This window comes from Streptomyces sp. 8N114, assembly GCF_052245835.1.
Lineage (GTDB): Bacteria > Actinomycetota > Actinomycetes > Streptomycetales > Streptomycetaceae > Streptomyces.
On the sequence record NZ_JBQQBT010000010.1, the window covers coordinates 169377 to 188757 of the forward strand.

Below are 19381 nucleotides of genomic sequence, written 5' to 3' on the forward strand. Positions count from 1 at the left end.
AACGGCTGAAGCGCCGGGCGGGCTGTTACCAGCACTGTCCGGCGCTTCAGTCTGTTCGGCGCTTCAGTCTGTTCGGCGCTTCAGCAGGGGTGCTCCGTCACACCCCCGTGCGCTCCGGCTCCCGCGGCGGGGGAACCATGACAGGTGCCTCCTCGGAGTGGAGCTCCTTCCGCAGCTTTTCGCCCTCGACATCGACGTTGGGCAGCAGCCGGTCCAGCCAGCGCGGCAGCCACCAGGCACGCCGACCCAGCAGTGCGAGCACCGCGGGCACGATGGCCATCCGCACCACGAACGCGTCGAAGAGGATGGCGATGGCGAGGCCGAAGCCCATCATCTTGATCATGGATTCGGACGAGCCGATGAACCCGGCGAACACGCTGATCATGATGACGCCCGCGGCGGTCACCACCCGCGCGCCCAGCCGGAATCCGCTGACGATGGCCTGGCCGGGGTTCTCCCCGTGGACGTACGCCTCGCGCATCCGCGTCACCAGGAAGACCTCGTAGTCCATCGCGAGCCCGAAGATCACGCCGATCATGAAGATCGGCATCATGCTCATGATCGGCCCGGTCTGTTCGACACCGATGACGCCGGCCAGCCAGCCCCACTGGAAGACGGCCACCACGGAGCCCAGCGCCGCCAGCACCGACAGCAGGAAGCCGAGCGCCGCCTTGAGCGGCACCAGCACCGAGCGGAAGACCAGCATCAGCAGCACGAAGGCCAGGCCCACCACCAGCGCCAGATAGGGCACCAGTGCGTCGTTCATGACCTGCGAGAAGTCGATGGCGACCGCTGTCGAGCCGGTGACCAGCAGCGTGGCGCCGGTCTTCTTCTCGATCGCACCCGACTGGTCCCGGATGTCGCGCACGATGTCCTCGGTGCGCGAGTCACTGGGCCCGTACTTCGGGACGGCGGTCAGCGTGGCGGTGTCGCCGCTCTTGTTGAACTGCGCCGGGCTGACCGCGACGACGCCGTCCACCTTCTTGAGCCGCTGCTGCACCTCGGCGGCCGCGGCCTTGGGGTTGTCGGCGTCCTTCAGGTCGGCCACAGCCATCAGCGGACCGTTGAAGCCCGCACCGAAGCCGTCGGAGAGCAGGTCGTACGCCTTGCGCTGGGTGGTCTTCTCCGGCTGGTTGCCCTCGTCGGGCAGGCCCAGCTTCATGGCGCCGACCGGCAGCGCCAGGGTGCCGAGCGCCAGGACCGCGGTGACCAGCACCAGGATCGGGCGGCGCAGTACGAAGCTCGCCCAGCGGGCGCCAGCCTTCGGGCGCTGCCCCTCGGCGTCGGCGGCGGGCGGTACCCCGGTGGCCGGGTTGGCCTTGCGCACCCGGCGGCCGAAGATCCGCTTGCCGACCATGCCGAGCGCCGCGGGCACCAGCGTGAGCGCGATCAGCACGGCGATGACGACGGTGCCGGCGGCGGCCAGGCCCATCTTGGTGAGGACCGGGATGTTGACGACGGCGAGCCCGACGAGCGCGATCACGACGGTCAGTCCGGCGAAGACGACGGCGGACCCCGCCGTTCCGACGGCGCGTCCGGCCGCGTCCTCGCGTTCCCGGCCCTCGGTCAGCTCCGCGCGGTAGCGGGAGGCGATGAAGAGCGCGTAGTCGATGCCGACCGCGAGGCCGATCATCATGGCCAGCGTCGTCGTGTTGGCGGACAGGCCGAGGGTGGCACCCAGCGCGGTGATCGAGGAGATCCCGATCATCACGCCGATCAGCGCCGTGATCAGCGGCAGCCCGGCGGCGATGAGCGAGCCGAAGGTGAGGATCAGCACGACGGCGGCGACACCGATACCGATGATCTCGGCGTTGCCCATCTCGGGCTCGACGATGAGCGCGTCGCCGCCGGTCTCGACGGTCAGACCGGTGTCGCGGGCCGACTTCGCCGCGTCCTTGATGCCCTCACGGGTCTTGTCGGTGATGTCCTGCGCCGGGACCTTGTAGGTCACGGAGGCGTAGGCGATGCTGCCGTCTTTGCTGATCGCCCCGCTGTTCTTGAGGAACGGGTCGGAGACGGCTGCCGCCTGGCCGCCGCTCAGCTCCTTGCGGGTCTTCTCGACAGCGGCCTTGTTGTCGGAGGCGGTGATCTTCTCGCCAGTTGGCGCGCGGAAGACCATACGGGCCGTCGCGCCCTCAGCGTTGGCGTCCGGGAAGCGCTCTTCCAGTACGTCGAAGGCTTTCTGGGCCTGCGTGCCGGGCAGCGCGAAGTCGTCGTCTGGCGGGGTGGAGGCAGTGGATGCGCCCACTCCGGCCGCCACCAGCAGCGCCACCCATATCAGGGCGACGATGCGGCGACGCCGGAAGGCGAGTCTGCCGAGCTTGTACAGGAAGGTGGCCACGAGAGAGGTTCTCCGGTCTCGAGGTCGGACAGTCGGACGGTGCGGTGGTGCAGGAGCAGCTACAGCTGGGTGAGCTGAGGGAGCGCGGCGGAGGGGGGCGCCGCAGGCCCGGCAATGACAGCTCATGTCAATCGACGCTTTCTCGCACCCCTAGGGGTGACTGGGGGCCCGGAAATGAGGGACACGTCACAAGTTGCCTAGGTACAAATCCACGCGAAACATGGAATAGATGACTGACCACGGCGCGTATCTCCGCTTTCCTCACCTGCACGGCGATCTGCTCTGCTTCGTCGCCGAGGACGACCTGTGGGTCGCCCCGGTCCCGGAGGCCGGAGCGCCGTCGGGGCGGGCGTGGCGGCTGACCGTGGACCGGACCCGGATCAGTCACCCCCGCTTCTGCCCGGACGGACGGCGCATCGCCTTCACCACATGGCGCAGCCTGGACCCGGAGATCTATCTGGTCTCCGCGCAGGGCGGTCCCGCGCGGCGGCTGACGTACTGGGGCGCGACCGACACCCGGGTGCGCGGCTGGACCCCGGAGGGCGATGTGCTGGCGGTGGCCTCGCACGGGGAGCCGTTCGCCCACCGCGCGTGGGCCTACCGCGTCCCCGTCGACAGCCCCGACGGCCCGCCCGTCAGCCACCCGGACGCCTCGTCCCCGGGCAGCAGACTGCCGTGGGGGCCGGTCTCGGACATCTGCGTGGCCGAGCAGGAGGGGGAGCGGCGCACGCTGCTGCTGACCGGAACGCCGCCGCACGAGCCCGCGAGCTGGAAGCGGTACCGGGGCGGTGCCATGGGGCGGATGTGGCTCCAGGGTGAGCGGCTGCTGGCGGAACTGGACGGGCATCTGGACTCGGTGATGCTCGTGGGCGACCGGATCGCCTTCCTCTCCGATCACGAGGGCGTCGGCAACCTCTACTCCTGCTGCCCGGACGGCAGCGATCTGCGTCGGCACACCGACCACGACGCGTTCTACGCCCGGCACGCGGCCACCGACGGGCGGCGGGTGGTCTACCAGTGCGCGGGCGAGCTGTGGATGGTCGACGACTTCGCGCACGTGGCCCGTCCCCGCCGGCTCGACGTACGGCTCGGCGGCCAGCGCGCCGGCCGGCGCTCCTACCAGGTGCCCGCCGCCTCACATGTGAACGCGCTGGCCGTCGACCCCACCGGGCGGGCCGGCGCGGTCGGCGTACGCGGCAGCCTGTACTGGCTCACCCACCGCGACGGTCCGGCCCGGGCGCTGGCGGACACGCCCGGAGTACGGGTGCGGCTGCCCACCATGCTGGGCGGCACAGGGCGGATCGCCTATGTCACCGACGCGGAGGGCGAGGACGCCATCGAGATCGCGGACCTGCCCCGCGCCTCCCGTCCCCGGCCTCCCTACCGGATCGCCGCCGGACGGCTGGGGCGGGTGCTGGAGCTGGTCGCCTCGCCCTCCGGCGAACGGCTGGCCGTGGTGGCACACGACGGGCGGCTGCTGCTGGTCGACGTTCCCGAGCCGGACGAGGCCGCAGATCTCCCCGCCGAGGGCCCCGACACGGAAGGAGCGGCTCCGGAAGCCTCCTTCGCCCCGGAAGCTGCCATCAGCGAGGTCGTACGCTCCGACAACGGCCCGGTGCACGACCCGGCCTTCGCGCCGGACTCGCGGTGGCTGGCCTGGGCCCACCCCGGGGTGGGGCGGTCACTGGCCTGCATCAAGATCGCGAAGGTCTCCGAGCCGGAGGGCGAGCGCACCGTACTTGACGTCACGGACGGGCGGTTCGAGGACGAGCAGCCCGTCTTCACCCGCGACGGGCGCTACCTCGCCTTCCTCTCCTGGCGCGGCTTCGACCCGGTGTACGACGTGCACACCGGCGACCTCTCCTTCCCGCTGGGCTGCCGCCCGTATCTGGTGCCGCTGTCCTCAGCGACGCTCTCGCCGTTCGCGCTGACCCCGGAGGGGCGCCCGGCCGCAGGCGGGCTCGATCCGCAGGACCGTCCGGCCGGCGGCGACGGCGAGGAGGAAGGCCCCGAGGCCCAGGTGCTGGTGGAGGCGGAGGGGCTGCCGAACCGGGTCACCCCGTTCCCGGTGACGGCCTCCAAGTACGCGGCACTGTGCCCGGTCGCCGGGGGCGGGCTGATCTGGCTGCGGTACCCGATCTCCGGAGCGCTCGGCGAGACCTTCGTCAACCCGGCCGACATCTCGGGGCGCCCCACCCTCGAACACTTCGATCTGACCACCGCCAAGCGCACCGAACTCACCAGCGAGATCGACTGGTTCGCGCCCAGCGGCGACGGCACCCGGCTGGTCGTCAACGACGAGGGACTACTGCGGGTGATCCCGGCCGACCAGCAGGCCGACTCGGACACGACCACCTACATCGACCTGCGCCGCATCCTGCACGACGTCGATCCGGCGGCCGAGTGGCGGCAGGCGTACGCGGAGGCGGGCCGGCTGATCAAGGCGTACTTCTGGGACCCGGGGATGAGCGGCATCGACTGGGAGGCCGTACTGGAGCAGTACCGCCCGCTGGTCGAACGCGTCGCCTCGCCCGACGAGTTCGCCGATCTGCTGCGCGAGGTGCTCGGCGAACTCGGCACCTCGCACGCCTACGTCACCCCCGCGCGGCGCGACGAGGGACCGTCGCACTACCAGCGGCCCATCGGCTTCCTGGGCGCCGATCTGATCCGTACTTCCGAGGGCGACTGGCAGATCGCCCGCATCCTGCCCGGCAACTCCTCCGACTCGCGGGCCCGTTCGCCGCTCGCGGGCTCGCCGGTACGCGAGGGCGCACTGCTCACCCACGTCGACGCGCGGCCCGTCGATCCGGTCAGCGGCCCGGCGCCGCTGCTGGCCGCGGCGGGCGGAACGACCGTCGAACTGACGCTCCAGCAGCCGGGGCCGCGCCGGGTCGCCGCAGTCCCGCTGATCGACGAGCGCCCGCTGCGCTACCAGGACTGGGTGGCCCGCCGCCGGGATGTCGTCCGCGAACTGAGCGACGGCAGGTGCGGCTATCTGCACATCCCCGACATGGGCGGCTCCGGCTGGGCACAGTTCAACCGCGATCACCGGCTGGAGGTCTCCCGGCCCGCGCTGATCGTGGACGTACGGGGCAACGCGGGCGGGCACATCAGCGAGCTCGTCCTGGAGAAGCTCACCCGCACCATCCTGGGCTGGGACCTCACCCGCAACGCGCAGCCCGTCACCTACACCAGCAACGCACCACGCGGCCCGATCGTCGCCGTCGCCGACGAGGCCACGGCCTCCGACGGCGACATGATCATCGCCGCGTTCCGGCTGCTCGGCCTGGGTCCGGTCGTCGGCGCCCGCACCTGGGGCGGGGTCGTCGGTATGACGGGCAGGCACCGGCTCGGCGACGGCACGGTGATCACGGTGCCGATGAACGCCGCATGGTTCGAGGGCTACGGATGGTCGGTGGAGAACCGCGGCGTGGAGCCGGACATCGAGGTGCTGCGCACCCCGCTGGACTGGGCCGAGGGCCGCAGCTCGGTGCTGGGCACCGCCGTACGGACCGCCCTCGATCTGCTGGAGCGGCACCCCGCCCGGACTCCGCCCGACTACGGCAACGTCCCGGACCGCGCCCGCCCCCAGCTCCCGCCCCGCCACTGAGCTGCGCCTTCTGATATGGAATGCGGGCTATGCACCGGCGTGGCAGGGTGGAAAGTGCCCGTGAGGAGACACTTCCGACACGTCTGAAGGAGTGACGATGGGCTTCGCAGACCAGTTCAAGTCCAAGGCCGAGCAGCTTCGGCGCAGGGGCAAGGAGAAGAAGCAGTCCAAGTCGCGGTCCGGCGGTCAGGGTGGCGGCCAGGACGCCCGCCAGAGGGCGCAGGAGCTGAAGGACAAGGCCCAGCAGCGCGCCCAGGAGTGGAAGGACAAGAACCGCTGAGCGGTTTGTCCCGCTGCAATGGCGGGGCCCTCTCTTCTCACCGCAGCCGCGAGAGGGGCGCCCTCCTAAGAGAGTGCCCCTGTCCGCCGTCCGCAGGCTGCGGGTCTGTTGTGGCTGGTCGCGCAGTTCCCCGCGCCCCTTACGGGGCCTGTCGGTCTAGCGCGAGGCCCGCGCCCTCTCGTCCGCTTCGCCGCCCGCGCCGACGAGGCCCGTCGAAACGCCACCCGCAGCCTCCAGTCGGGGGGCGACAGCCTTCATCTCGCGCTGTCCGAGGGGGCCACCGATGAGCGGGGCCAGATAGCCGCGTATGCCCTGCATACCGCGCAGCCACCACTGCCCGTACACATGCGGGGAGCGCCGCTCGATGCCCGCGACGAGCCGGTCGACGGCGGGCCCGAGAGGGTAGGTCTTGTTGGTCGGGTACGGCAGCCGCTGCCGTACCCCGCGCATCACCTCGTCCGCGTCGGCACCGCGCACCATGTCGGTGTCGGTCCAGCTCAGATAGCCGACGCCGACGCCGACACCCTTGTAGCCGACCTCCGCGCGCAGGCTGTGCGCGAACGCCTCCACACCGGACTTGGAGGCGCAGTACGCCGTCATCATCGGTGCCGGAGTGATGGCCGCGAGTGAGGCGATCTGGAGGAAGTAGCCGCGCGACTCCTCCAGTACGGGCAGGAAAGCACGCCCCGTGACCGCGCCGCCGATGAGGTTGACCTCGATCACCCGGCGCCATGCGACCGGGTCGGAGTCCATGAACGGCCCGCCCGCTGCCACCCCGGCGTTGGCGACGGTGATGTCGACCTTCCCGAAGTGCTCCTTGACCTCGCGGGCGACGTGAGCCATGGCCTCGTGGTCGGTGACGTCCGCGTACCAGTACGCCGAGTCGGTGTGCAGCGAGTCGGCGACCCGCTTCAACTCGTCGGGCTCCAGCCCGACCAGCGCGATCCTCGCGCCGCGTGCGGCCATCTTCCGCGCGAGCAGCGCCCCCACGCCGCGGGCCGCGCCCGTGATGACGGCGACCTGGCCCTCCAGACTGACCCTGCTCATGCGCTCGTCGCCTCCATGTCCTTGGCTGCGAGGTGGTTCCGGGCGAGTCCGGCGAGTACGGCGCTGACCGTCTCCGGCTCCTCCAGCGGCGTCATGTGCCCGCGCCGTTCCAGCTCGTGCACTCCCGTGCAGCGGGGCAGCAGGGCTGCCAGCCGGTGGGCGTGCGGGAGGGGGGTGAGTCGGTCGTGGGTGCCGATGACGACGGCGGTGGGCGCGTCCAGGTGCGGCACCTTGGCCGACAGGTCGAGCCCGGCCAGCACCCCGCCCCACGCCGACCTGACGCGCGTCGCGCAGGCGTGCACGATGCGCGCCGTGACCTCTGCGGTGGCCGGGTCGGGAGCGGGCCCGAGGGTGCCGTACGCGAGGGCCTTGCGGGTCAGCGGTGTGACAGGGCCCAGCGGGGCTGCCGAGCCCAGCAGCATCCGGTGCGCGACGGCACGCATCCTTTCGGAGCGGAACGGCAGCACCCGCGCCTGCCCCGTCAGATGTTCGGCGCCGGTGCTGCACAGCAGCAACGCCGCGCCGTGCTCGTGCAGTTGCTTCCGGCCGGCCGCGGCCATGATCGTCATGCCGCCCATCGAGTGGCCACCGATCACTGCCCGCTCGCCCGGCTCCAGAGCGGCGTCCAGTACGGCACACAGATCGTCGGCGAGCATGGCGGTGCTGTACGCCATGCGGGCCGCGGCGGCGGGGCTGCGGCCGTGCCCGCGCTGGTCGTAGACGATGACGCGGTGGCCGCTCGCGGTCAGCTCCCGGATCACCGGCGCCCAGAACAGCGTCGAGCAGGTCCAGCCGTGGGCGAGGACGACGGCAGGGCCGTCGGCGGGGCCGTGCACCTCGACGGGGAGGCGTACGCCGTCCCCGGAGAGCGCGGTCAGCTCTCGCGTGGGCATGGGCGGCACATACCGACCGGTCAGTCCCCCGCGCCGGTCCGTACTGGTGATACGGCTCATCGTGCGTCCTCCCGCGCCCCCGAGGGCATGTCCTCCGCGGGGTGGAAGGCGTCGGTGGCGGCTCCGGTGCCGACGCTCCCGGCCAGCAGCGGTGCCTTGCGGCGAGCAGCAGTGCCCCCGCCGCTGCGCGGCGCCCGCAGCACCTCGTACTCCTCCAGCCACACCTCACGTGTGACCTTGCGGAACTCGGCTGTGGTGCCCGGCCACACGGCAACGGGCCGACCCTGTGCGTCCAGATACCAGCTCGTACAGCCGGTGTCCCAGACGCTGGATTTGATGCGTTCGCGCAGTTTGGCGTTGTAGGTGTGCTGCGCGATGGGCCGCACGTCCAGCGCGACCTTGTCACCGCCGCCGAGGGTGTCCAGCTTGCGCACGTAGTCGATCAGGTAGTTGAGCTGCGCCTCGATGATCAGCACCATCGAGCTGGTGCCCAGCCCGGTGTTGGGACCGATGACGAACAGGAAGTTGGGGAAACCGGTGGTGGTCGTGCCGCGCAGCGCGTTCATCCCGTCCCCGGCCCAGGACTGGGCCAGCGTCTCGCCGTCTGCGCCCTTGACGAGGTGCGCCACGGGCATGTCGGAGACGTAGAAGCCGCTGCAGAAGACCACCGCGTCGACCTCCGCCTCGCGGCCGTCCGCGGAGATCAGCGTGTTGCCGCGGATCTCCTTGAGACCGGAGTCGATGACGTGCGTATTGGGCTGCGCGAGCGCCGGGTAGTAGTCGTCGGACAGCAGACAGCGCTTGCAGCCGACGCGGTAGTCGGGCGTCAGCTTGCGGCGCAGCCCGGGGTCCTTGACGGCGCGCTTCATGTGCAGCTTGGCGACCTGCTCCACGGCAGGCAGCAGTTTCGGATAGTTGGCGAAGACCTGCGTCTCCAGCTCTCGTACGCCCCACAGTGCGAACCGGCGCAGCTTCTGGGTGGCGGGGAAGCGGGCGTGCAGCTTCCGCTCGGCCCTGCTGATACGGCGGTCGCCTCGCGGCAGCACCCAGGCGGGGGTGCGCTGGAAGACGGTCAGCTCGCCGACGACCGGCTGGATGGCGGGGATGATCTGGATGGCCGAGGCCCCCGTGCCGATGACGGCCACCCGCTTGCCGCGCAGGTCGTAGTCGTGGTCCCAGGTGGCGCTGTGGAAGACCTTGCCCTCGAAGGAGTCCAGCCCCGGGACATCGGGAAGCTTGGGCTCGGACAGCGGCCCGGCGGCGGAGACGACGACGTCGGCCGTCAGCGTGCCCGCCGAGGTCACCACCCGCCAGTGCAGCTCCTCGGCGTCCCAGCTCATCTGCTGGACCTCGGTGTTGAAGCGGATGTGCTGGCGCAATCCGAAGGTGTCGGTGACCCGCTCCAGATAGTCGCGAATGTCCGGCTGGGGCGAGAAGCTGCGCGGCCACTCCGTGTTGGGCGCGAAGGAGAACGAGTACAGGTGCGAGGGGATGTCGCACGCGCACCCGGGATACGTGTTGTCGTGCCAGGTGCCGCCGACGGCCTCCCTGCGTTCCAGGAGGACGAAGTCCGTCACCCCCGCGCGGCGCAGCCGGACAGCGGCCCCCAGACCGCCGAATCCGGTACCGATCACCGCCACCCGTACGTGCTCCTGCTCGTGCTCGGCCGCCATGCCGCCGCCTCCCGGGATCTGTCGCGTACTGCACCTTCGTGGGGGACCGTGGGGGACCACCAACTGTGCCAGTAATCACTGGCACGGTCACGAGAGTAGGGCAGCGGAATACTCATGGGTAGTGGTCGGTCCGAGGAAAGTTACCGGCGGTCGCACCTGGGTGGAGGCCCACGGCCGCCACTTAGGCTGGACGGCGTGGCGAGCGCGAACGAGCAACACACGACGGACGGGCCGGGCCGGCCGACCGGGGGCACACCTGGCGAGCCCGCCAAGAAGCGGGAGTTCCGCGCGCAGGAGCTGGCCGAGGCCGCCGGCATCACCACTCGCACCCTGCGCTTCTACCGCGAACGCAAACTTCTCCCGCCGCCCCGCCGCGAGGGGCGTATCGCCTGGTACGACGAGCACCATCTGGCACGGCTGCGCAGCATCACGGCCCTGCTGGCCCGCGGCCACACCCTCGGCGGCATCGCCGACCTGCTCGACGCCTTCGAGAAGGGCCGCGACGTACGCTCGGCCGCCGAGGTCATGGGGCTGGACAGCACCGTGTTCACCCCGTTCTCCGAGGAGACCCCCGTCCGCCTCACACCGGAGGAGCTCGCCGACTACTTCCAGGGCGAGGCCACCGCGGACAATCTGGCCGCCTCCCTGCACCTCGGCTATGTCGCCATCGACGGCGACGAGTTCGTCCACACCAGCCGCCGCCTGCTGGAGGGCTCCGCCGACCTGGTCGCCAAGGGCATCCCGCTGGCCGACGTCCTGGAGGCGGCCCGCGAACTTCGCACCCAGACGGACGAGATCGCCGCCACCTTCGCCCGCCTCTTCCGCTCCCACCTCCTGCCCCGGCAGAACTCCACCGACCCGGCCGAGCTCAACGATCTCCTCGCCCGCCTGGCCCCCGTCGCCAAACAGGTCGTCGAGGCGGAGCTCGGCCTCGCCCTGGACCGGCGGGTGCGGGCGGAACTGGAGGAATGGCTAACCGGCGGACAGGCGGACGGGGAGGGACTTGATGCCATGGATGAAGTTGGAGACTAGACGGCGCACTTCCCCCGCACCGCCTGCTCCTCCCCTCTCGGGCACCCGCTCCTGCCGCGCCGGCAGCTCGTAAGGCGGCAGCAGTCGGGCCGCCTCCTGGTACAGCACGAGCAGCTGGAGGCGGGCGAAATGGGCGCCCAGGCAGACGTGCGGGCCCTCTCCGAACGCCAGGTGCGGGTTGGGCGTACGGGCCAGGTCCAGGGTGTGCGGCGCGGAGAAGACCCGCTCGTCGTAGTTGGCGGAGGCGTGGAAGACCACCACCTTTTCCCCGGCACTGATGCGACGTCCCGACAGTTCGAGATCTCGCACTGCCGTGCGCCGGAAACTGAGCACGGGAGTGTGCCAGCGCAGCAGCTCCTCCACCGCTGCAGCCTGCGCTTTCACATTCCCGGTCCGTACCAGCCGGCGCATGGTGCGCTGTGCCTGCGGATGCTCAGCCAGTGCGAGCAGTCCACCGGGTGCCGCACTGCGCACCGTGTCGTTGCCCGCGACAGTCAGCAGGAAGAAGAACATCTCCAGCTCGGCGCCCGTCAGTTCGTGGGCGAGCGCCGTCATCACATCGTCCGCCGGATGTGCGCGCTTGTACGCCGCGAGCCGGCGCGCGTAGGCGAACATCTCCTGCAGCATCGCGGGCGACCGGGGGTTGGCCGGACGGCCGTCCGGCCCGAGGACGGTGACGGCCTGGTCCGGGTCCTGGTACCCGATGATCCGCTCGGTCCACTCCAGCAACAGGCCGCGGTCCCCTGCCGGTACGCCCAGCAGATCCGCGAGGTTCAGCAGCGCGAAGTCGTCGGTGACCCCGGCCACCAGGTCGCAGCCGCCCCGCTCTTGCAGTTCCTCGCCCGCCGCCGTCAGCGACCGCCGGGCCCGTGCCCGCACGTCCGCCTCGAACCGCTCCACCCGGCGCCGCGTGAAGGCCCGGCTGACAAGGGTGCGCAGCCGGTTGTGCGCGGGCGGATCCTGGTTGAGCATCATCCGCCGGATGAACGGCAGGTCCTCCGGATCCGGGTCCCGGATCTGGGTGGCCCCCTCGAAGGAGGAGAAGTCGGCGGACGAGCGCAGCACTCGCAGCACGTCCGCGTGCCGCGTCACCGCCCAGAACCCCGGCCCCGCGGGCCAGCCCAGCACCTCGTACTCCTCCTGCCACGCGACCGGATCACCGTCCCGCAGGGCGCGGAACGCCTCGTGCGGCAGCCCGGAGGCGTAGCGGCGCGGATCGAACACGTCCACGCCGGGTGCAGGGGCGGGCGAGGCCGCGGCCTGGTGCACGGTGCCCATCAGTTGCCGCCCTCCACGGGCAGCTCCTCCCCGGGCAGTTCCTCCGCGCGCAGGTCCTCGGCGCCCACCTCCGCGCGCAGGAAGTCCTCCACGGCCCGGACGGTCTCCAGGGGCGTCTCGTCGAGCGGATAGTGCCCGGCGGCAGGCACCTCCACCAGCTCGGCAGCCGTGTACCAGCGCAGCCATGTCGTACGGACCACCTCCGCCGACAGCACCGGATCGCCGTCGCCGACCACCAGCCGTACCGGCACCCGGCAGCCCCGCACCTGCTCGTGGAAGTCCTCCAGCGCCCAGGAGTCCAGCCAGGCGCGGAAGGCAGTCGGATCGGTGCACGACAGCGACCGCTCGACCATGAGGTCCAGCCAGGCGTCCGGGCGCCGGTTGCCGGTGCTCAGATCGATGATCGCTCTGCGGTTGGCGGGGCGCTGTGCGGCCTGGGCGAAAAGCTCCCACTGCTCCCCTTGCAACGGCACCCCGCTCGCGGGCACCGGTGCGATACCCACCATCCGGCGCACCCGTTCCGGCGCCGCGAGCGCGACACGCTGGATGACGGCGCCGCCCATCGAGTGCCCGACGAGCGAGAACCGTTCCCAGCCGAGCGCATCCGCCAGCGCCAGGATGTCCCCCGCGGCCTCATCGGTCGTGAAGGCGCCCCCGATGTCCCGCGCCTCGCCGTAGCCGCGCAGATCGGGCACGGCGTAGCTGAACGTGGCCCGGTCGAGGACATCGAACACCGGCGCATACGCCCGCCGGTCCGCGAACCAGCCGTGTACGGCGATCACATGGTGCGCGCCGTCACCGATCCGGACGGCAGGTAATACGACGGCACCGGACCGGCCACCGGCACCCCTCGCGGCTCCCCCTCCTGCGTCATCGGTTCCGGCCCCTGCGGCAGCGTCCATGGCGGCCTCCCCTGAGCACGGCGGGGCCCCGGCACCCCGCCCCGGCTCCACGGTGACCCGGCCCCTCCCGGCCGCACAAGACCACGGCAGACGGCTTCAAGCCCTCGCGGCGCCTCGAACTCCCTCTGCGGGGCCCTCTCAAGCCCCGAAGTCGACGGTCACCGGCGCATGGTCGCTCCACCGCTCCGCGTGGGTGGCGGCCCGCTCGACGTACGCCTTCACCGCACGGCCCGCCAGCCCGGGCGTGGACACGTGGTAGTCGATCCGCCAGCCCGTGTCGTTGTCGAAGGCACGCCCCCGGTACGACCACCACGAGTACGGTCCCGCGACGTCCGGATGGAGCGAGCGGACGACATCCGTGTAGCCGCCCTCGGCCGGGTCGAAGACGCGGGACAGCCAGGCGCGCTCCTCCGGCAGGAACCCGGAGTTCTTCTTGTTGCCGCGCCAGTTCTTCAAGTCGGCTTCCTGGTGGGCGATGTTCCAGTCCCCGCAGACGAGCACCTCGCGCCCGGCCGCCGCCGCGCGCTCACGCAGGTCGCACAGGTAGGGCAGAAACGCCGCCATGAAGCGCTCCTTCTCGTCCTGCCGCTCCGTACCGACCTCCCCGGAGGGCAGATACAGGCTGGCGACCGTCACGCCGGGCAGGTCCGCCTCCACGTAGCGGCCGGACTCCTCGAACTCGGACGCGCCGAAACCCACCCGCACGCTGTCGGGCTCCCGACGGGTGAGCAGGGCGACACCGGCCCTGCCCTTCGCGGAGGAGGGCGCCCAGAAGGCATGCCAGCCCTCCGGACACCGCACCGCCTCAGGCAGCTGCTCCGGCTCCGCCCGGACCTCCTGGAGACAGATCACATCCGCCTCAGTGGTCCCCAGCCACTCCGCAAACCCCTTCTTGGCCGCTGCCCGCAGCCCATTGACGTTCACCGTGCTCACCTTGCGCAAAACATGCCCCCCATCGGTACGCGGACGACCCGCACCCTATGTGGCGGTGGCGGCCACCACGGCGCGACCGTCATCCACGGCTGGAGGGCGACAAGTGCGACGACGAGGCCGGCAACACCGACAACGAACCTGAGGATGCCCCAAAAGCCGACCTCGGCGAGCTGGACGAGGAGTGAGCCATCTCTCGGCCCAGCACGGGCAGCAGCTCGGCCCAGCACGGGCAGCAGACGGCACGCTGCAGCCGCCCTCGCCCGCGGCCCCGGGCGAAAAGCAACAGGCGCAAAACCATCGGGCACCTTACGATGCCGGGCATGCAGATCGTTCCCGCCGATTTCGACCACCCGGACGCCCGGAAGCTCAACGATCTCGTACTCCAGGAGTACGCGCTGCGCTACGGCGACCCGGAAGGCGACGCGACGCCGCTTGACCCCATGATGTTCAAGCCGCCGCGCGGTCTGTACCTGCTGGCCTACGACGAGGAGCAGCGACCCGTCGCCACCGGTGCCTGGCGGTCGATGGACGCCGCGCGAGGGCCGGACGAGAAGGACGAGAACTACGCGGACGGCGACGGCGAGATCAAGCGCATGTTCGTCGTGCCCGAGGCGCGTGGCCAGGGCCTCGCCCGTCGGATCCTCACCCTGCTGGAGCGGGACGCGCGGGAGGCGGGGCGCACGCGCATGGTGCTGGAGACGGGCATGGAGCAGCCGGAAGCCATCGCGCTGTACACATCGGCGGGGTACGAGCCGGCTCCGGAGAAGTTCGGCCTCTACCGGTTCCACGAGGAGAGCCGGTGCTTTGTGAAGCCCCTTCGTTGAACAGCTCCGCGAAGCCGGTTGGCGAAGCCCATTCGCGAAGCCAGTCAGTGAAGCCCGTTAATAAACCACGTTAGCCAACAGGGAAGTCCCCCTCCCCCGCTGCATCCCCCGCCACACCCCGCGCGAAGTCCGCGGCCTCCGCGATCCCCCGTTCCTCCACCGAGACAACCTGCACCCCGGGGCCTGGCCCGGCTGCGCCGGGCCCCTCTCCCGCCAGGTGCGCGGTCAGAGCGCGCCCGGGCGGCAGCTCCACCCATCGGTCGGCCGCCGTCCGCAGGGACGCCTTCATCTCTTCCCAGCGCACCGGCAGCGCGACGGAACGGGCCAGGTCGTCGAAGACCCCGTTCGCGTTCCCGTGCAGGCACGCACCGCTCGTGCAGGCCACATAGGGCAGCGTGTGCGTGCGGCGCGGAATGGTCGCCAGGTGCTGTGCCATCCGGATGCCGATGTCGTGCGGCGGTTCCTCGGCCCGCTCCAGCAGCTCGGCACGCAGCCGGACCGCCCGCAGCGCCTCGGGGAAGGTGAGCAGCTCCGCGACGACGGCTGCGGCGTACCCCCCGAGGCCGTGCCCCGCCACGACAGCCGGTCGCACGTCCTCGTCCTCCATCAGCGCCCTGGCCCCCGCCACTCCGGCGACCAGCAGACTCACATGCCGTGCCACCTCGGACTCCGCCAGTGCCTCGGCGGTGTCCAGCTGCGCAATCCCTCCCGGGTGGCCCCACTCGGCCTCGGCGAGCACGGTCGCCGAGGCGGCGGTGTCCGGCAGCCGGTGCAGCATGCCCGCCCGCAGCGAGCCCAGACCGGGAAAGAGGAACGCGACGTTCATGGGGCCACCCTCACCCGCCGCGCCCCCGCCGTGCCAGTCGCACGCCCCCACCTGTACCGACTGCCGAACCGGTCACCCACGTCCTGCCAGGCTGCGCCGCAGGTCGCGGCGCCGGTGCCGGACTGCGGATGCCGTCCGCCGCGGGAGCGCCGATGGTGGGCGTATGACGGAAAACATCTTGTGCGCCGACTTCACCGAGCGGGGCGCCCGAGCGGCACTGAACGCGCTGGACAGGCTGGACAGCGCGCACCGCCTGGGCGTGCTCGAACTGCTCGAGGCGCGGGTGGTCGACCGGGACACGGACGGGAACGCCGAGGTCCTCGGCGAGGTGGACAACGTCAGCGGCGCCACCGGCTTGGCCGTCGGAGGGCTCGTCGGTGCGCTGCTGGGCCTGGTGGGCGGCCCGAAGGGGGCTCTGCTGGGCTTCGGCGCGGGCGGGCTGATCGGCGGTGGTCACGACGCCCGCCGGGTGATCGAGACGAACGAGGGGCTGGAGGAGCTGACCGCGGAGATCCCGCCCGGCAGCACGGTCGTGGTGGCCGACGTGAAGGAGACGTCCACCGACCCCGCGGACGAGGCCCTGGGGCCGGACGTCAGCCGTTATCTGGCCGCTACGGTGCGCAAGGAGCTGGAGGAGGTCCTGTCCACCCCCCAGCCGACGCCGAACCCCTCGGACGCCCCCACCGGCCCCGCGGCGGCAGGGCACGAGGTCGGCCCGCACGGCGAGGGCGAGCGGGAGCGGGCGAGCGGGCGCGAGGAGCACTGGTGGCGGCGGTAGACCGCTGGACCGTGGTGGAGCACTGGTGACGGCGCAGGCGGCGAGGGAGCACCGAATGGGACCGTCCTCAGCCGTCCTCAGCCGTCCTCCGCCGGGCGCCGCGCACGGAAGCGCAGCCCACCACTCTCCGGATGGCGGTCCACGGCGATGTCGGTGAACCCCGCCCTGGACAGCCGGGCGGGCAGTGCCGCAGGGTCGAGGGTGTTCATGGTGTCGCCGATGTGCAGCAGCCGGAAGCGGAAGTTCGGCTGACTGTCGGCCCCCGCGAACGTCCCTCCGGGCCGCAGCACGCGGAACGCCTCGGCGAAGATGCGGTCCTGCTGCGCTTCGGTGGGCACGTGATGCAGCATCGTGAAGCACACCACCGCGGAGAACGCGGTGTCAGGCAGCGGCATGTCCGCACCGTCGGCGTGCAGAATGCGCGCGCGGTCGCCCCACGTGTCGCGCAGCAGCCCGGCCGTCTCACCGTCGATCTCGACGGCGGTCACCCGGGGCACCTGCTCGATCAGGACACGCAGGTTGGCTCCGTAGCCGGGGCCGATCTCGACGATGTCCTCGCCCAGTTCGACGTTCTCCAGGGCCCACGGCAGCAGTTGCTCACGCACGCCTGTGGCCCACTTCTCGGAACTGCACAGTCTCCGGTGCGCTCTGTTCATCGGCATACGGAGACGCTAAGCCGGGTCGGCAGCCGTCCACTACGGCGTACGCTGCCAACTGATGCCTCCATACGGACAGCTTCCGGACTCGCTGCCCGCGTGTGACGTTCCGCCGGGAGGACAGCAGGCGGCCCTTGTCGTGCGCAGCTTCCCGCTGCCGCGGGGTTCATGGTTCGAGGAACATCGCCATCCGGCGCACCAACTGGCCTGGTGCACAAGCGGCCTGCTGTCGGTACGTGCGCCGGGCAGCACCTGGCTGCTGCCTCCTTCGGTCGCACTGTGGATCCCCGCGCACACTCCGCACGCGACAGGCGCCACCAGCACGGCGGTGATGCGCAGTCCCTACATCGCACCCGCGCACTGCCCGGTGGCCTGGCCGGAGCCCACTGTGGTGGCCGTACCGCCGCTGCTGCGCGAACTCATCAACCACCTGGCAGAGCCCGGCCTCTCCCGGGCCTCCCGCGAGCGCGCCGAAGGCGTGCTGTTCGACCTGCTCCAGCCGGTGCCCGCGCGGGACATCGGGTTGTCCTGGCCGACCGATCCACGGGCTCGCGCGGTGGCCGAAGCGCTCCACGCAGACCTCACCGACTCCCGCCCGCTCGCCGCCTGGAGCCGTGTCGCCGGAGCCAGCGCCCGTACGCTGGCGCGGTTGTTCACCGCTGAGACGGGGCTCGGTTTCGGCCGCTGGCGGGAGCGGCTACGGGTGCAGGAGGCGATGCCGTTGCTGGCCCAGGGGCGCTCCGTGGAATCCGTCGCGCACCGGGTGGGCTACGCCTCGGCGAGCGCTTTCATCGCCGCGTTCCGCCGCACCGTCGGGCTCACCCCGGGGCAGTTCTTCCGCTGAGACGCCGACCGGAGGGAACCGCCGAGGTGCGACGGCTGCTGAGCGGCCAGGCCGTGTCCGGCGGATCTTGTCCCGTCCACGCCGGGTACGCAAGATCCACCGGCCACGCCCGAACGCACTGCGTCCGGCAGCCCTGCCAGGAACTCCCGCACATGCCCGAGCCACAGCTTGCGGTGCCGCTCGCCCAGGACGTGCGCGCCGCCCGGAATCTCCACCAGGGCGGCACCGGGGATGGCCGCAGCCAGCTGCCGGGAGCAGTCGGGAAGGACAAGACGGTCACTCGTGGGCATCGCCACCAGGGTGGGAACGGAGATACCCGCGAGGTCGCCGCGTACGTCGACCCTGCGCACCAGATCGAAGTGGTCGACCACGCCTGGCGGCAGGCCCTCACGTGACGCCGCGACAGCGGCCTCCAGTGCCTCGGCGGTGAGCTTGTGCAGATCGTCGTCGAGCAGGGCTGACTGCGTGCCGATACGCGCCACCGCGTCCCACTCCCCCGCCCGCCCGAACCGGGTGATGAGCTCGGCGGCGAACGCCAGGACCGGGTCGGCCACGGCGAACCCGGCCGTCAGCACGAGCCCTGTCACCCGCTCCGGGTACCGGGCCGCTGCCCGTATGGAGACCGCCGACCCCAGGGACTCTCCCAGCAGCGTGAACCGCTCGTGCCCGCGCGAGACGGCCGCCTCCACGACGGCGTCCACCAGCGCGTCGAGGTCGAGCGGGTCCCGCGTGAGAGGCGAGGCACCGGCACCCGGGTAGTGCGGTCCGACCAGTGTGTGGTCCGACGCCAAATCCTCCAGCACATAGCCGAAGTTGGGCTCGATCCCTCCTCCCGCCCCGTGCGCGAGCAGCAGCGCCGGTCCGCTGCCCTGTACGTGCACATCGAGGGAGGAGGAGTCGATACGGGACGAGGTTGCGGCAGCTGCCGCTGTGTGCGCCTTGGTCATGTATGGGAAGCTAAACTCCGACATGAGTGTCAGAGTCAAGCCGATGCCGGAGACCGGGCGACCACGGCGCGATCCTTGAGGAGACGACCTGCATGCGCATGAAGGAAATGGTGCGCCGCACCGGCGTCCACGAGCGACTGCTGCGCTACTACGAGAAGCAGGGCCTGCTGAGCCCTCAGCGGCTGCCCAGCGGCTACCGCGAGTACAGCGAGGCGGACGTCGACACAGTGCGCAGGGTGCGCTGTCTGCTGACGGCGGGGCTGTCGACCACGATGATCGAGCAGATCCTGCCGTGCCTGCGCGACGAGGGAGACCGCCTGGTGCCGACCTGCCCCGACCTCGTCGCACAGTTGCTCGCCCATCGGGATCGGATGACCGCGGAGATCGAGGCCCTGCACACCTCTCGCGGCCTGCTCGACAACGTCCTGGCCGCCACTCCTGAGCACCTCAAAACCGGAGCGCCCGCATAGCGCGGCCGGTTCGGTCCGCTCCGCCGTTGGTGCGGGTGTCCGCGCAT

General features: G+C 71.3%; 18 protein-coding genes. 8 read left to right on the forward strand and 10 right to left on the reverse strand.

The features are described 5' to 3' along the window. Positions 1-97: 97 nt before the first annotated feature. Positions 98-2341 carry an MMPL family transporter gene (locus ACTWQF_RS22270; RefSeq protein WP_443281374.1) on the reverse strand — a complete coding sequence of 748 codons (2244 nt, stop codon included), beginning with the start codon at positions 2339-2341 and terminating at the stop codon, positions 98-100. 229 nt (positions 2342-2570) lie between these two features. Between ACTWQF_RS22270 and ACTWQF_RS22275 the strand changes: the two genes are divergently transcribed. Both ACTWQF_RS22275 and ACTWQF_RS22280 read left to right on the forward strand, forming a co-directional pair. Continuing rightward, positions 2571-5951: a S41 family peptidase gene (locus ACTWQF_RS22275; protein WP_443281375.1), complete on the forward strand. Its 3381-nt coding sequence runs from the start codon at positions 2571-2573 to the stop codon at positions 5949-5951. Between the two features lie 97 nt (positions 5952-6048). Continuing rightward, the gene (locus tag ACTWQF_RS22280; RefSeq protein WP_443281376.1) at positions 6049-6231 is read left to right on the forward strand and encodes a hypothetical protein; all 183 of its coding nucleotides are present in this window, start codon (positions 6049-6051) and stop codon (positions 6229-6231) included. Between the two features lie 156 nt (positions 6232-6387). Here ACTWQF_RS22280 and ACTWQF_RS22285 read toward each other — a convergent pair whose 3' ends face one another. Genes ACTWQF_RS22285 through ACTWQF_RS22295 form a run of 3 tightly spaced genes read right to left on the reverse strand, consistent with a single transcriptional unit; the run spans position 6388 to position 9844 of the window. Continuing rightward, complete coding sequence (locus ACTWQF_RS22285; RefSeq protein WP_443281377.1) at positions 6388-7278, reverse strand: SDR family oxidoreductase; 891 nt, start codon at positions 7276-7278, stop codon at positions 6388-6390. Continuing rightward, a complete protein-coding gene (locus tag ACTWQF_RS22290) occupies positions 7275-8231 on the reverse strand; it encodes an alpha/beta fold hydrolase (RefSeq protein WP_443281378.1) in 957 nt (318 codons plus the stop codon). Before ACTWQF_RS22290 ends, ACTWQF_RS22285 begins: the two co-directional genes overlap by 4 nt. Further along, positions 8228-9844: a flavin-containing monooxygenase gene (locus ACTWQF_RS22295; RefSeq protein WP_443281379.1), complete on the reverse strand. Its 1617-nt coding sequence runs from the start codon at positions 9842-9844 to the stop codon at positions 8228-8230. The genes ACTWQF_RS22290 and ACTWQF_RS22295 overlap by 4 nt, the downstream gene beginning before the upstream one ends. Before the next feature lie 195 nt (positions 9845-10039). Here ACTWQF_RS22295 and ACTWQF_RS22300 point away from each other — a divergent pair, with 195 nt between their 5' ends. Continuing rightward, positions 10040-10876 (forward strand): MerR family transcriptional regulator, encoded by an 837-nt coding sequence (locus ACTWQF_RS22300; protein ID WP_443281380.1) that lies wholly within the window; start codon positions 10040-10042, stop codon positions 10874-10876. Here the strand turns inward: ACTWQF_RS22300 and ACTWQF_RS22305 are convergent. From ACTWQF_RS22305 to ACTWQF_RS22315, 3 genes are all read right to left on the reverse strand, one after another. Beyond that, a complete protein-coding gene (locus ACTWQF_RS22305; RefSeq protein ID WP_443281381.1) occupies positions 10817-12154 on the reverse strand; it encodes a cytochrome P450 in 1338 nt (445 codons plus the stop codon). The genes ACTWQF_RS22300 and ACTWQF_RS22305 overlap by 60 nt on opposite strands. Next, positions 12154-12936, reverse strand: coding sequence for an alpha/beta fold hydrolase (locus ACTWQF_RS22310; RefSeq protein WP_443281382.1), 783 nt, complete (start codon positions 12934-12936; stop codon positions 12154-12156). Before ACTWQF_RS22310 ends, ACTWQF_RS22305 begins: the two co-directional genes overlap by 1 nt. Before the next feature lie 258 nt (positions 12937-13194). Continuing rightward, positions 13195-13998 (reverse strand): exodeoxyribonuclease III, encoded by an 804-nt coding sequence (locus tag ACTWQF_RS22315; RefSeq protein WP_443281383.1) that lies wholly within the window; start codon positions 13996-13998, stop codon positions 13195-13197. A 38-nt stretch (positions 13999-14036) separates the two neighbouring features. On the opposite strand from ACTWQF_RS22315, the gene ACTWQF_RS22320 reads away from it, so the two are divergent. Beyond that, on the forward strand, positions 14037-14174 hold the full coding sequence (locus ACTWQF_RS22320) for a hypothetical protein (RefSeq protein ID WP_443281384.1): 138 nt from the start codon (positions 14037-14039) through the stop codon (positions 14172-14174). A 135-nt stretch (positions 14175-14309) separates the two neighbouring features. Continuing rightward, on the forward strand, positions 14310-14813 hold the full coding sequence (locus ACTWQF_RS22325) for a GNAT family N-acetyltransferase (protein ID WP_443281385.1): 504 nt from the start codon (positions 14310-14312) through the stop codon (positions 14811-14813). A 70-nt stretch (positions 14814-14883) separates the two neighbouring features. Here ACTWQF_RS22325 and ACTWQF_RS22330 read toward each other — a convergent pair whose 3' ends face one another. Further along, the gene (locus ACTWQF_RS22330; protein ID WP_443281386.1) at positions 14884-15639 is read right to left on the reverse strand and encodes an acyltransferase domain-containing protein; all 756 of its coding nucleotides are present in this window, start codon (positions 15637-15639) and stop codon (positions 14884-14886) included. A gap of 163 nt (positions 15640-15802) precedes the next feature. On the opposite strand from ACTWQF_RS22330, the gene ACTWQF_RS22335 reads away from it, so the two are divergent. Then, a complete protein-coding gene (locus ACTWQF_RS22335; protein WP_443281387.1) occupies positions 15803-16417 on the forward strand; it encodes a DUF1269 domain-containing protein in 615 nt (204 codons plus the stop codon). 77 nt (positions 16418-16494) lie between these two features. On the opposite strand, the gene ACTWQF_RS22340 is transcribed toward ACTWQF_RS22335, so the two are convergent. After that, the gene (locus tag ACTWQF_RS22340; protein ID WP_443281388.1) at positions 16495-17079 is read right to left on the reverse strand and encodes a class I SAM-dependent methyltransferase; all 585 of its coding nucleotides are present in this window, start codon (positions 17077-17079) and stop codon (positions 16495-16497) included. 55 nt (positions 17080-17134) lie between these two features. Here ACTWQF_RS22340 and ACTWQF_RS22345 point away from each other — a divergent pair, with 55 nt between their 5' ends. Beyond that, entirely contained in the window at positions 17135-17917 is a 783-nt protein-coding gene (locus ACTWQF_RS22345) for an AraC family transcriptional regulator (protein WP_443281389.1), read from the forward strand. Here ACTWQF_RS22345 and ACTWQF_RS22350 read toward each other — a convergent pair. Continuing rightward, entirely contained in the window at positions 17842-18864 is a 1023-nt protein-coding gene (locus ACTWQF_RS22350; protein ID WP_443281390.1) for an alpha/beta fold hydrolase, read from the reverse strand. The two genes, ACTWQF_RS22345 and ACTWQF_RS22350, sit on opposite strands and share 76 nt — an antisense overlap. A gap of 92 nt (positions 18865-18956) precedes the next feature. Here ACTWQF_RS22350 and ACTWQF_RS22355 point away from each other — a divergent pair, with 92 nt between their 5' ends. Continuing rightward, entirely contained in the window at positions 18957-19334 is a 378-nt protein-coding gene (locus ACTWQF_RS22355) for a MerR family transcriptional regulator (protein ID WP_443281391.1), read from the forward strand. Positions 19335-19381 lie beyond the last annotated feature (47 nt).

What these genes read in the sequence shown, in the direction of transcription:
- ACTWQF_RS22275 (WP_443281375.1), top strand. Translation starts at nt 2,571, where the DNA reads ATGACTGACCACGGCGCGTATCTCCGCTTTCCTCACCTGCACGGCGAT.
- ACTWQF_RS22280 (WP_443281376.1), top strand. Translation starts at nt 6,049, where the DNA reads ATGGGCTTCGCAGACCAGTTCAAGTCCAAGGCCGAGCAGCTTCGGCGC.
- ACTWQF_RS22285 (WP_443281377.1), bottom strand. Translation starts at nt 7,278, where the DNA reads ATGAGCAGGGTCAGTCTGGAGGGCCAGGTCGCCGTCATCACGGGCGCG.
- ACTWQF_RS22290 (WP_443281378.1), bottom strand. Translation starts at nt 8,231, where the DNA reads ATGAGCCGTATCACCAGTACGGACCGGCGCGGGGGACTGACCGGTCGG.
- ACTWQF_RS22295 (WP_443281379.1), bottom strand. Translation starts at nt 9,844, where the DNA reads ATGGCGGCCGAGCACGAGCAGGAGCACGTACGGGTGGCGGTGATCGGT.
- ACTWQF_RS22305 (WP_443281381.1), bottom strand. Translation starts at nt 12,154, where the DNA reads ATGGGCACCGTGCACCAGGCCGCGGCCTCGCCCGCCCCTGCACCCGGC.
- ACTWQF_RS22320 (WP_443281384.1), top strand. Translation starts at nt 14,037, where the DNA reads ATGTGGCGGTGGCGGCCACCACGGCGCGACCGTCATCCACGGCTGGAG.
- ACTWQF_RS22325 (WP_443281385.1), top strand. Translation starts at nt 14,310, where the DNA reads ATGCAGATCGTTCCCGCCGATTTCGACCACCCGGACGCCCGGAAGCTC.
- ACTWQF_RS22330 (WP_443281386.1), bottom strand. Translation starts at nt 15,639, where the DNA reads ATGAACGTCGCGTTCCTCTTTCCCGGTCTGGGCTCGCTGCGGGCGGGC.
- ACTWQF_RS22335 (WP_443281387.1), top strand. Translation starts at nt 15,803, where the DNA reads ATGACGGAAAACATCTTGTGCGCCGACTTCACCGAGCGGGGCGCCCGA.
- ACTWQF_RS22340 (WP_443281388.1), bottom strand. Translation starts at nt 17,079, where the DNA reads ATGCCGATGAACAGAGCGCACCGGAGACTGTGCAGTTCCGAGAAGTGG.
- ACTWQF_RS22345 (WP_443281389.1), top strand. Translation starts at nt 17,135, where the DNA reads ATGCCTCCATACGGACAGCTTCCGGACTCGCTGCCCGCGTGTGACGTT.
- ACTWQF_RS22350 (WP_443281390.1), bottom strand. Translation starts at nt 18,864, where the DNA reads ATGACCAAGGCGCACACAGCGGCAGCTGCCGCAACCTCGTCCCGTATC.
- ACTWQF_RS22355 (WP_443281391.1), top strand. Translation starts at nt 18,957, where the DNA reads ATGCGCATGAAGGAAATGGTGCGCCGCACCGGCGTCCACGAGCGACTG.